We start from the raw sequence: 11,632 nt of genomic DNA, 5'->3' as shown, positions 1-11,632 counted from the left end.
CTTGATGATCGATAACCTGATGGACCTCACGCACGAGACCTACGTGCATGCATCCAGCATCGGCCAGGCCGAGATCGAGGAATCTGCACCGGCGACCCGCGTTGAAGGCGACATGGTCGTCACGAGCCGCCAAATGGAAGACATCCTGCCGCCGCCGTTCTGGGCCGCTGCGCTGCGTGGCAATAGCCTGGCCGGCGACGTGCCGTGCGACCGCTGGCAGATCTGCCGCTTCACGCCGCCGAGCAACGTGATGATCGAGGTGGGCGTGGCGCACGCCGGCAAGGGCGGCTACGACGCCGCGCCCGAGCACAAGGCGTCGAGCATTGTGGTGGACTTCATCACCCCCGAGACCGAGACCTCGATCTGGTACTTCTGGGGCATGGCGCGCAACTTCAGGCCCGAGGACGCCGAGCTGACGGCGACAATCCGCGAGGGCCAGGGGAAGATCTTCGCCGAGGACCTGGAGATGCTGGAGGCCCAGCAGCGCAACCTGCTGGCGCATCCCGAACGCAAGCTGCTGAAGCTCAACATCGATGCGGGTGGCGTGCAAGCCCGCCGCATCCTCGACCGGCTGATCGCGCAAGAGCAGGCACAGCCCGCATCGCCGACGGGAGCGGCATGATGCAGGTCCGGATCGCAAGCAAGACGGACGCGGCAGACCGCATCGCCGTCTTCGAACTGGTCGCTGCCGATGGCGGCAGCCTGCCGCCCTTCACTGCCGGCGCCCACATCGACGTCCACCTCGGCAACGGCTTGCTGCGCCAGTACTCGCTGTGCAACGATCCAGCCGAGACACACCGCTATCAGCTCGGTGTGCTTCGCGACCCCGCCTCGCGCGGCGGGTCGATCGCGATGCACGCGCTCGCAGTCGGGGACATGCTGGAGATCAGTGCACCGAAGAACCACTTCCCGCTGCAGGCTGACGCCGGGCACTCGGTGTTGCTGGCGGGCGGCATTGGTGTGACGCCAATTCTCGCGATGGCGCAGAGCCTTGCGCACGCAGGTGCCTCGTTCGAATTCCACTACTGTACGCACAGCGCGGCCCGCACGGCATTTCGCGAGCGCCTCGCGTTGGACGATCTGCGCGAGCGCACATATCTATACCACGACGACGAAGGCCAATATGCCGACCTGCGGCTACTGCTCGCCGCGCCGCGCCCCGACACGCATCTCTACGTCTGTGGTCCGGCTGGCTTCATGAACGCCGTGCTCGACGCGGCCCGAGCGGCCGGCTGGCCCGAATCCAACCTGCATCGCGAGTACTTCGCGGCGCCGGAAACACAGTCCGTCCCCGGCGTAGCTTTCCAGGTGAAGGTGCAGAGCACCGGTCAGATCGTCGACATCGCGCCGGACGAGACTGTGGTGCAGGCGCTGGCCGCGCACGGCATAGAGATCCAGACCTCGTGTGAGCAAGGGGTCTGCGGCACGTGCCTGACGCGCGTGCTCGAGGGCGAGCCGGACCATCGTGATGCCTATCTAACCGACGAGGAACGTGTTGCGAACAACCAGTTCCTACCATGCTGTTCGCGCGCGAAGAGCGCAATGTTGGTACTCGACTTGTAATTGTTGAGATTCTGCGGAGTTGCATCACAAGTACCGGTGCACCGGGCAAAAACCGGAAATGAGAGGGTCTCCAGTGTGCCTAGGAGGCCAGAAAAAGATGATATGGAGGAGACGTTGAAAAAAATGACGAGGAACCTAATTGCCGCAGTTGCAGGAGGTTTGCTTGCTTCTGCAGCACAAGCGCAATCGAGCGTGACGATGTACGGGGTAGTGGATGCCGGTATCGAATATGTCAGCCATGCGGGGACAACCGGATCCGGGTCAGCATATCGTGTTAAATCCGGAAATAGTGCGGCCTCCCGATGGGGACTGCGCGGCAAAGAAGACTTGGGTGGAGGGCTGAGCGCAATCTTTGTCCTTGAGAACGGCTTTTTTGTCGATACTGGCATGGCCGCGCAGGGTGGCCGCTTGTTCGGCCGCAAGGCCTTTGTCGGCATAGCGGGCCCCTGGGGACAAATTACCCTCGGACGCCAGTACAACATCCTTGGGGACATTTTCATTCCGCTCGATACGACTCGCTACGCAACCTATTCCGTGCTATCTCACGATACACACTTCTCGGGTATTGCCGACAACACGATCAAGTACACGGGAAATTTCGGCAACCTAACGCTCAGCGCGATGTATAGCGCTGGCTACGACTCAACCATTTCTGGAGGCAGCGAAGTTCCTGGTGCACCACGCGTTGGACAGGAAATCGGCGCCGGCGCGTCTTACACCGCCGGCAGACTTGGCATGGCCTTGGTCTATGACCAGCGTCGTGGCACATCGCTCGCCACCGCAAACAGCGTTGAGCGTCGCTATGCTGCGGGCCTCATCTACACCAGCGGGCCGTTCATCGCGGTGGCTGGCTATCGCTACCTGCAGGGCGATCTCGCCACTCCCGGACTCCGATCTGATCTCTATTGGTTAGGTGCGTCCTACTCAATCATGCCGGCGCTAACGCTACGTGCCGGGATCTATCGAACGGATCGACGAGCCTCCGACGACTCTGCAACGAGTTACACGCTGCAGGCCGTTTACAGCCTCTCAAAGCGCACGGACGTTTTTCTCCTTGGCTCATACATGGACAACAGGGGGCGCTCGAAGTTCGGCGTGGCCAATGCAACGACTGCCGCACCGGGCGTTGGGCAAACCGGCATCATTGCTGGCATCAAACACATCTTCTAATCAACGCATTGCGGGCGGCGTACCCGCTCCGCCCCGCCACCGCGCGTGGCAAGAGCAATGCCGTGCCCAACACCGAGGTGCCCTCGGATTGGGGCTCAGGCGCAAAGGACCGCACCCGCCCGCCGTGCGCGTACCCCAGGACGGCGCGCTACCAGGGCACGGGCGACATCAACGATGCGGCCAGCTTCCGCTGCTCGTGAACCTGCGGAAAACACCTGCCGGCCCGCTTGCAAGCGTGGCCGGCTGCGGGCACGGAAGGCAACGCAGGCAAGATCGTGGTGACCCCGCTTAGAACTGGGTCGCCATCCGTATCACCCGAGCGCTTTAGCGCCAGCACGCTTGTGAAAGCGGGTGGGAAAAGGCTGCTGTTTGAGAGTCCCCCGGATGGCTATACCGTCTTTATCGGGATCGACACCACATTCATCATCAACCCACACATCTACAAGAATATCGCCTTCAAGACGAGCGATCTCAAGCCCGTTCTGATCCTCGCTTCTTCTGGCTTGTTGGCAGGAATGAATGCTGGCATAGGCATCAGGATCATGGCCGATCTGGTCTCCGGCGGCACGAGCAAGGGCTGATATTTGGGTCGGGAAGTAGCGGTAGCCCTGGACATCTGGCGACGGAGTTGTTCAGCGAAATGGCTCACTTGAAGGGGAATCATGTGCCTTACAAGGGAAACACCGCAGTGGTTGTCGCCGCAGTGGTTGAAGAAGTGGACGGCGGCATCCTGGCCACCCCCGGAAAGCTCCCCACGTGCAAGTCGGGAGGATCATTCCGTTGGCCGACGCTTCTGCCCTCCTTTTATTAGATCAATCGAAATAGGGTGTGAATGTCTTTAATTTACAATTTTTGCCAGAATTTGATCTCAGGAAGTGAGGAGGGAATGATGAGAATAAAGCGCATCGTTCAGGTATGCACACCGTCTTTGCGACTCGCCCCAGCAGTGCGCGTGATTGGCAAGTAAATATGACCGAAAGAGCAGAGATTCACGCCGAGACGGTTATCGCAAGCGACGCCGACGAACTTTCGGCGCGCTTGCGATCGATCCGGGGCAACGTCGCGGTCGAATCGGGGAGGGGAGATCATCTTGACGTGCGGCTTGCGTCGAGTCTCGCCGGCGGAGCGGTGACGCATCAAATTCAGACGACAACGGGCGTTCGATTCCGGTTCGACAGTCCGTTCGACGGCTACGCGCTGGTGCTGCTCCACGAGGGCGGGCTGCGGGCACGGATTGGTCAACAGGAGCGCGCTTGGTCAACAGGCGCGTGCGCAGTTCTGGAAGCGACGCAGGTCAGACAATGGCAATGGCAGGCGGGCAGCTACGACATACTGCTGGTCGGCGCGAACGATATCACGCAGCGGCTATCGACGCTGCTGGAAACACCCGTGACGCGCCCTCTGATGTTCCAGGCGGAGGTTTCCCCGGAGTCGGACGGGGTGAGACTGGGTGGTGCGGTGATGCAGCTGATGCAGTCTTGTTTCGGCGATGACGGATCCAGGGTGACGGCGATGGCCACGGCGGCCAGCATACGTGACGTTGCCGTAGGGGCCTTCCTGGAGGGCTTGCCGCACAATTACTCTGACAGGCTGCTAGGCAGGGCGCCGGGACCGTCACCACGGCACGTCAGATCCGCGATCGAGTTCATCCATGCCTATGCGCGGGACAGCATTTTCGTCGAGGATATCGCCAAGGCCGCTGGCGTCAGCGTGCGCGCCCTGCAGGTGGGATTCGCCACGTTCAAGAACACCACGCCAATGGCGTACTTGAAGCGCATCCGCCTGGAGGGCGTGCGCAATGAACTCCTGCACGGCGATCATGCATCGATTGCTGAAGTCGCGATGCGCTGGGGGTTCAAGCACCTCGGCACGTTCGCCAAGGTGTATCGCGATGCGTTCGGCGAGTTGCCGTCGCAGACGCGTCGGATTACGAGGCGTTAGGGAGGTTCCACCGAGCCACCCACTCCACGTCTGTCAGATCACTTGAATACCTCTTCGTTTTCGCCGTCAACTGTGACTGCCATTCTCGGTCCTCGTTTCACATCCCGCCATAAAGCTCTCGCAGCACTGCCAACCCGATGCGATACCGTTGCCATCCCGATGACCCTGCCCGCAGGCAGGGTCATCGCGCGCCGTACCGCAAAAAGCCGGCCACAACGGCCTCGCCCTACTTCGACAGCTTATCGAAATCCCGATCGAGCCGCGCCAACGACGCATCGATCGCCCCTCGTCGCTCCTTGATCCAGGCATCCTGCTTCGCTAATTCCTGTTCCGATGCCTTCAGCATGCGTTCCATCTCCACCGACTGCGGCCCGCCGGATGTCACCCTGTGGTTGACGATCGACACCGGATCCAGCGCCGCGCGGAATTCCGCCTCGCTCATCGGGAACTCGGTGTTGCCATAGTCGTGCACTGCTTCGGCATAGATGCGCTTCGCCTCGGCATAGGGGAAGACGCTGGGCCGGATGTCGTGTGCCTTGGCGTAGTCGACCAGCTTCGAGGCGAAGTGATGCCCGACGCGAAATGGCAGCTTATACTTGCGCATCAGTTCGTCGGCCACTTCCTGCGAGGCGGTCCAGTCTCTGTCCAGTTCTTGCAACGCGCGCTCGCGATCAATCACCAGGGCGGTCATGATCCGATCAAGGCCCTGCAATACTGTGGTGGCACTCTGGACCATCTGACCGTTGGTGAGGGCATCCTTGGCGTCGGCCATGCCCGGTGGCAGGTTGTGCGCGCGGATCACCGGCCCCATGGCCAGCGTGATCGCGGTGGACGCCTTCTCCCGGGTGGAGTTCAGCAATCCGGGATTGCGCTTCTGCGGCATTGCGCTGGACACATAGGTGTTGCCGCCGCCTTCCTGCAGCAGGATCCACGGGCGTGGCTGCGCGTACTGGGTCATCACGTCCTCGATGAAGCTGCCCGCGTGCAACGCGATGCCGGTGACGATGGAGCCAACCTCCACGGGCAGGTCCACCGAGCTGATCTGGGAAGCGTCATAGGCATTGTCGACCAGCGCGGAAAAGCCCAGGTAGTTCGCCATTCTGGCGCGGTTTAGGGGCCAGCCTGTGCCATTCAGCACCGTCGTGCCCATCGGCGAGCGGTCGATTCGCTGGTACGCCTCGCGCAAGCGCTGAGCGTCGCGCTGCAACCCCGTGTTGATGCCGAGCAAGTAATGCCCGTAGCTGTTTGGCTGCGCGGCCACACCGTTCGTGTAATTCGGCACGATGGTGCCTACATGCTGCCGCGCCAGCTTGACCATGGTGGTGGAAGTCTTGTTGAGCTGATCAGCCAGGGACAGCACTTCCTCGCGCAGCATCGCCACCCGTACGGTGGCGAGCATGTCCTGACTGGAACGCCCCGCATGGATCAAGGTGACCTCCTGGCCCGCCGCCTGGATCATCAGCGGCTCGAAAGTGATCACCGTCGAGGGACGCTTGCCGCCAGGCTTGTCGCCATTGGCCAGCACCGTCGCGATGCCGCCGGCCACGCGCGGCGCCAGAGACCGGTCCAGCAGGCCTTCGTCGGTATTGATCACGGCCGAGGCCTTGTTGATCTCGCCCAGCCAAAAGAAGGCGTCGCGGTTCGCGCCGCCCTCAGCGGCCACGGCGGGCGGAAAGGTTGACATTGTCAGCAGAGCGAGCGCAGTCAGCCTGAGCAGACATTTGGCTCGGGTCTTTGGTTGAGTAATGGTCATGGATCTCCTCCGTTGTGTCGTTTCTCGTCGGCTTAAGGCCAGCTTATAATAATGCCCACTCGGAGTGCAACGTCTGTGGCACTTCTAGAAGCTTTGTAAAAGGGTGCCCACACATCCGGTACGTCGATGTCCTGAGTGTGGGTCCCAGTGTGACCGCTATGCGCGTTGGTCGCTCGGACCGCTCCCATGCACGAAACGCTCTTCGGCCCAGCTACCACGCCGGCATCGTGTGGCTTGTCCTCGCCGCGCATCAGCTCACGCGCGAACGACGCCAGCGCTCGTATTCGGTCTTGACCGAGCGAGTAAGCGCCGGCACGTCATGATGAAGATCGTTGTAGCCACAGGTCAGGTATCCTTTGGGACGTCATCACCGACGCGCGAGAAGTTTTTCCATCGCAATGAAGAGTACGGGGGTGATGTAGAACGTCAATAGCTGCGAGAATACCAACCCGCCCACAACCGCAATACCTAATGCACGCCGGAATTCCGCACCCGCGCCGATGCCCAGAGCGATAGGCATTGTGCCTAGCAACGCTGCCAGCGTAGTCATCATGATGGGGCGGAAGCGGGTGACGCTGGCCGCTAGCATCGCGTCGGCCGCCTTGGCTTTGTCTTCCCCGCGCATCAGATCCATCGTCATTGGCAGTCAGGCTTTGGATGGCGCCGGATGCGAGCGTAATGCTGGCTTGATGCATCTTGACGGGGAGCCCGAGATCGGAGACGTCAAGCGACGCGACCTGTGCGAACTCCACGTTCTGAACTGAGAGCGTTTTCGCTGCTTGAGCGGAAAGTTGTGGTGCTGGGGGATTGGCTGGGGCCGGCGGCGTAGGAGCGGTTCCGGGATTGTCCATGCCGCTTCCGCAGGCAGACAGGGTTGCGACGACGGTCAGTGCAGTCAGTGCTCTTCTCATTTTTTTCCTTCCCTTTTTCTTTTCAGTTTCCGTCTGCTTTTTCGTTCTTAGGGCTCAGGGGGCTCAAACTCTTACCATGCTGAATCCATGCCGCCGAGCGCGACGAGGCTGTCGGGGGTGCCGCGCACCTCAATACGCGCACGTGCCGTCACAAACGCGGGGTTGACGGAAAGGCGACCCGCCACACCCATGTCTCCATGTGGCGGATCGCCTTCTTTTCGCCTAAATGTCAAAATAACGCACGACACACTCAATATGCGCAAGCATTTCGATTGCCCGATCGATGGCAGGGTAGTCAGCCAGATATGGCATATCTAGTATCCGCGCTGCGAGGTTCCTGCTGATAGCGCCCAGACGATCCGCCCGCGGGGAGCGACGGATCGTCTGTTTTTTTGCTTCAACCGAGCGACGGGTATCCGTCGACGGCGGAACTGGAGCCTCCTTATCGCCTCGTCATCCCACGTGTCTGCGATGGCAACTCGCCGAACGCATCGCGATACACCTTGGCGAACATGCCAAGATGCTTGCCCCCCAAGAGCATCGCGACTTTAGTAACCGACGAATGATCGCAGTTGAAGCGTTCGTCGCGCAACGCTGGCCGCAGGCCCGCAACCATCCGTCGCCAGCGTGCGGACTCTCGGTTTGAACGAGCTAAGGAAGATTTGGCGCCGCTCGCAATCGAACTCACTCAGCAAAAGCACCGATTGGAGATTTGAGAGGCGGACGAAGTTCGCTCAGAAGCGATCGCGCCTAGCATTTCAATGGAGATCGTGGCCGAGATTCTATTGAATGCCGCTACGGGAAAGTCCTCACCCTCATTGTTTTCAACAATTAGGTTCCCAGTCATGAAGATGACTCCATTCGAACCACCCATGGCAGTGGAAGAACTGGAGACATCATCATGACCTATCCCGACACCCAACTCCTTGTTGGCGGCGAATGGTGCGACGCAGTAGAAGGCCGAACGTTGCCCGTGCTCAACCCTGCGACGGGCCAGACCATTGGCCGCGTAGCGCATGCGGGAATCATCGATCTGGACCGTGCGCTGGATGCCTCACTCCGGGGATTCGAGACGTGGCGCTACACACCGGCTATTGAGCGTAGCCACGCCTTGCGCCGCGCGGCGCAATTGATGCGCGAGCGCACTGAAACCATCGCACACATGTTGACGCTAGAGCAGGGCAAGCCGCTGAGCGAGGCGATGGCAGAGACGCGCATGTCTGCCGACGTGATCGAATGGTTCGCCGAGGAAGCGCGCCGGGTTTACGGCCGAGTCGTGCCTGCACGCAGTTTGGCAGTGCAACAACTGGTGCTGCGTGAGCCGGTCGGGCCGGTGGCAGCCTTTACGCCATGGAACTTCCCGATTAACCAGACCGTGCGCAAAGTCGCGGCAGCGCTGGCAACCGGTTGTTCCATCATTGTCAAGGCGCCAGAAGAAACCCCTGCCGCGCCCGCGGCGCTGGTTCGCGCCTTCGTCGATGCCGGAATCCCCGCGGGTGTCATCAGCTTGGTGTTCGGCGACCCAGCCCAGATCTCCCGGCACTTGATTCCACACCCAGCAGTACGCAAGGTCACCTTCACCGGCTCCACCCCCGTGGGCAAGCAGCTCGCAGCGCTCGCCGGGGCGCACATGAAACGCGTGACGATGGAGCTGGGCGGACACGCGCCTGTTATCGTGGCCGAGGACGCCGACATCGGGCTTGCGGTGCGCGCAAGCGCGTCCGCCAAGTTCCGCAATGCCGGGCAGATCTGTATTGCGCCGACGCGCTTTCTGGTTCATGACTCAGTTCATGATGAATTCGTGTGCGAGCTGGTACGCCATGCGCAGAGTCTGAAGCTCGGCAATGGAATGGGTGAAGGCACGACCCTCGGGCCGCTGGCCAACGAGCGTCGGCTGGCAGCCATGGAGGCGTTCACTGCCGATGCGGTGCAGCGGGGGGCACACCTCGCCACCGGCGGCGATCGGATAGGCGGACAGGGCAATTTCTTTGCGCCCACGGTACTGACCGATGTACCGCTGACTGCCCGCGTCCTCAACGACGAACCGTTCGGGCCGATGGCCGCGGTACGGCGCTTCCAGACCCTGGACGAGGCGATCGCCGAAGCCAATCGGCTGCCCTACGGTCTAGCGGGATACGCCTTCACCCGCTCCCTGAAAAACGCTCATCGACTGATCCAGCGACTCGAACTTGGCCTCCTGTGGATCAACCAGCCGGCGCTGGCCTGGCCGGAGTTGCCCTTCGGCGGCGTCAAAGATTCCGGCTTCGGTTCCGAAGGTGGTCCCGAAGCGCTGGAAGCCTATACCACCACCAAGTCTGTGTCCCTGCTCTGCGACTGAACAGGTCGAGAGTTCCGCCTCTCTTCCAAGCGGCACCTTCACGCACGCCCCCGTTTTTCACACTACAAGAAGGAGACAAACATGAAAGCCAAGACCGCAGCCACATGCGGCATCACCGTGGCGCTGCTATGCAGTGGCGCCAGCGCGCAATCCTCTGTCACGATCTTTGGCGTGATGGACCTGAGCGTGATGTATGCGAAAGGCGGCAGTACATCCGCCACGACGATGTCCTCCTCAGGGCTTGGCGCAAGCCAATTCGGGTTTCGCGGCACGGAAGATCTGGGCGGTGGGCTCAAAGCGGGCTTCTGGCTAGAGAGTGGTCTGAACCCAGACACCGGTTCCGGACAACTCACCAATACCAATAACCAACCCAACGGCTTCACGGGCGGCGGCGGCCTGACCTTCAATCGCCGTTCCTATGTCAGCTTTTCTGGTCCATTTGGCCAACTGCGCATGGGCCGGGACTTTGTGCCAACGCATTACAACATTTTCGAGTTCGACCCGTTCAACGCGAATGGCGTGGCACGAGCAGCCGCTTTCACCTTCTCGACCGTGGGCACAGGCAACCTACCCACGACCGTCGTTGCCAGCAACAGCATCAGTTATTGGCTGCCTCCCACCCTTGGTGGGCTCTATGGCATGGCAATGGTCGCTCGCGGCGAGAACCCCTCGAATACAGGGAACGCCAGCGATGGCAACATGGTCAGTGGCCGATTGGGCTGGAGTTCCGGCCCCTTCGACATCGCTGGTGCCCTGGGACGCACCCGCTATGCCAGCACCACCACGCTCGGCGACTACACGCATGGCAATCTGGGCGCCGCCTGGGATCTGGGCGTCGCAAGACTGTTCGCGCTCTACAACCTGTCCAAGATTGGCATTGTTGGCGGCGACGTGAGAAAACACACGCTGGAGGTCGGCGCGCACATTCCCGTTGGCCAGGCGGGCCGGCTGCGTCTGAGCTATGCACGCCTGGACGACCGCAGCAGTTCCGCGCTGACCAACGCGAATGGCTCGCAGCGCAATGCCAACGATGCGAGTCTCTGGGCCATCGGCTATGTCTACAACCTGTCCAAGCGCACATCGCTCTATGGCACCTATGCCCGCATTGCCAACCGGGGTCAGGCTGCGTACCTGGTCACCGGCGGCGTCGCCCCGAGCCCCGGACGTCAATCCAGCGGCCTCGAGTTAGGCATGCGCCACAGCTTCTGATCCCACACAAGAATTACTGGAGACAAGTCATGAAACGCCTGAATCAACTGCTGCTCGCTTTCGCCATGAGCGTGAGCGCATTGGCTGCGACAGCGCAGGAGGCTCCGCCACTCAAGTACCTGGTAGGTTTTCCCGCCGGGGACGTTGGCGACGTGCTGGCGCGGCTAACCGCGGAGAAGATGCGTCCGTTGCTGCATCGCAGTGTCGTCGTCGAGAACCGGCCAGGCGCCGGCGGCATTCTCGCCGCGGAGGCGGTCAAGGCCGCACCGCCCGACGGCAGCGTCATCATGCAGGCGCCCCTGGCAACGATGATTACGTTTCCATATACCTACGACAACCTGCGCTATGACCCTGTCAAGGACTACGAACCGGTAGCGCTCCTCGCGATGTTCGACCTAGCGATCGTGGTCCATGCGACGAACGGTCCAAAATCAATCGCGGAACTGGCCCAGGCGGCCCGCGTCAATCCGCAAATGGCCAACTTCGCCTCCCCCGCCGCCGGCAGCTTGCCGCATTTCTTCGGGCTGATGTTCGGCAAGTCCGTCGGTGCCCCGCTGGTGCACGTGCCATACCGCGGCGACGCCCCGGCAAAACAAGCACTGCTATCGGGCGAGGTGGGCATGTTGGTCGCACCTGTATCGGCAGTTCTGGAGTTGGAAAAATCCGGCCGCGTTCGCGTGCTCGCGACCTCCGGCAGCAAGCGCAGCGCACTGCTGCCCACGGTGCCCACCCTGAAGGAAGCCGGCG

10 protein-coding genes and 1 pseudogene are annotated in these 11,632 nt (G+C 61.5%); 9 read left to right on the top strand and 2 right to left on the bottom strand.

Features of this window, described 5'->3' with window-relative positions:
• The 6 genes and pseudogenes from P3W85_RS15515 to P3W85_RS15495 form a co-directional block, all read left to right on the top strand.
• Nucleotides 1-622, top strand: a pseudogene (locus P3W85_RS15515) (aromatic ring-hydroxylating dioxygenase subunit alpha); the annotation flags it as partial.
• Nucleotides 622-1,563, top strand: a complete 942-nt coding sequence (locus tag P3W85_RS15510) for a PDR/VanB family oxidoreductase (RefSeq protein ID WP_276265454.1) — start codon at nucleotides 622-624, stop codon at nucleotides 1,561-1,563. The pseudogene P3W85_RS15515 and the gene P3W85_RS15510, both read left to right, overlap by 1 nt.
• 102 nt (nucleotides 1,564-1,665) lie before the next feature.
• Complete coding sequence (locus tag P3W85_RS15505) at nucleotides 1,666-2,733, top strand: porin (protein WP_276265452.1); 1,068 nt, start codon at nucleotides 1,666-1,668, stop codon at nucleotides 2,731-2,733.
• A 275-nt stretch (nucleotides 2,734-3,008) separates the two neighbouring features.
• The gene (locus tag P3W85_RS15500) at nucleotides 3,009-3,314 is read left to right on the top strand and encodes a tripartite tricarboxylate transporter substrate-binding protein (protein ID WP_276265451.1); all 306 of its coding nucleotides are present in this window, start codon (nucleotides 3,009-3,011) and stop codon (nucleotides 3,312-3,314) included.
• Between the two features lie 47 nt (nucleotides 3,315-3,361).
• Entirely contained in the window at nucleotides 3,362-3,544 is a 183-nt protein-coding gene (locus tag P3W85_RS45535) for a hypothetical protein (RefSeq protein ID WP_430869555.1), read from the top strand.
• A gap of 158 nt (nucleotides 3,545-3,702) precedes the next feature.
• Nucleotides 3,703-4,674 (top strand): helix-turn-helix transcriptional regulator, encoded by a 972-nt coding sequence (locus tag P3W85_RS15495; RefSeq protein ID WP_276265450.1) that lies wholly within the window; start codon nucleotides 3,703-3,705, stop codon nucleotides 4,672-4,674.
• 226 nt (nucleotides 4,675-4,900) lie between these two features.
• Here the strand turns inward: P3W85_RS15495 and P3W85_RS15490 are convergent, their stop codons facing one another.
• Nucleotides 4,901-6,427, bottom strand: a complete 1,527-nt coding sequence (locus P3W85_RS15490) for an argininosuccinate lyase (RefSeq protein WP_430869554.1) — start codon at nucleotides 6,425-6,427, stop codon at nucleotides 4,901-4,903.
• Between the two features lie 367 nt (nucleotides 6,428-6,794).
• Complete coding sequence (locus P3W85_RS15485; protein ID WP_346430267.1) at nucleotides 6,795-7,067, bottom strand: efflux RND transporter permease subunit; 273 nt, start codon at nucleotides 7,065-7,067, stop codon at nucleotides 6,795-6,797.
• 1,172 nt (nucleotides 7,068-8,239) lie between these two features.
• On the opposite strand from P3W85_RS15485, the gene P3W85_RS15480 reads away from it, so the two are divergent.
• The 3 genes from P3W85_RS15480 to P3W85_RS15470 all read left to right on the top strand — a co-directional run.
• Complete coding sequence (locus P3W85_RS15480) at nucleotides 8,240-9,676, top strand: NAD-dependent succinate-semialdehyde dehydrogenase (protein ID WP_276265449.1); 1,437 nt, start codon at nucleotides 8,240-8,242, stop codon at nucleotides 9,674-9,676.
• Between the two features lie 81 nt (nucleotides 9,677-9,757).
• Nucleotides 9,758-10,885, top strand: coding sequence for a porin (locus tag P3W85_RS15475; protein WP_276265448.1), 1,128 nt, complete (start codon nucleotides 9,758-9,760; stop codon nucleotides 10,883-10,885).
• Between the two features lie 29 nt (nucleotides 10,886-10,914).
• The coding region (locus P3W85_RS15470) for a tripartite tricarboxylate transporter substrate-binding protein (RefSeq protein ID WP_276265447.1) at nucleotides 10,915-11,632 on the top strand (718 nt) is incomplete at its 3' end.

It is taken from the genome of Cupriavidus basilensis (assembly GCF_029335485.1).
In the GTDB taxonomy this organism is placed as follows: Bacteria; Pseudomonadota; Gammaproteobacteria; order Burkholderiales; family Burkholderiaceae; genus Cupriavidus; species Cupriavidus basilensis_E.
Note: the sequence above shows the minus strand (reverse complement) of the source record. Positions and strands in the feature narration are given on the sequence as shown.

Coding starts and splice junctions, on each gene's coding strand:
- P3W85_RS15510 (WP_276265454.1), top strand. CDS start 622: ATGCAGGTCCGGATCGCAAGCAAGACGGACGCGGCAGACCGCATCGCC.
- P3W85_RS15505 (WP_276265452.1), top strand. CDS start 1,666: ATGGAGGAGACGTTGAAAAAAATGACGAGGAACCTAATTGCCGCAGTT.
- P3W85_RS15495 (WP_276265450.1), top strand. CDS start 3,703: ATGACCGAAAGAGCAGAGATTCACGCCGAGACGGTTATCGCAAGCGAC.
- P3W85_RS15490 (WP_430869554.1), bottom strand. CDS start 6,427: ATGACCATTACTCAACCAAAGACCCGAGCCAAATGTCTGCTCAGGCTG.
- P3W85_RS15485 (WP_346430267.1), bottom strand. CDS start 7,067: ATGACGATGGATCTGATGCGCGGGGAAGACAAAGCCAAGGCGGCCGAC.
- P3W85_RS15480 (WP_276265449.1), top strand. CDS start 8,240: ATGACCTATCCCGACACCCAACTCCTTGTTGGCGGCGAATGGTGCGAC.
- P3W85_RS15475 (WP_276265448.1), top strand. CDS start 9,758: ATGAAAGCCAAGACCGCAGCCACATGCGGCATCACCGTGGCGCTGCTA.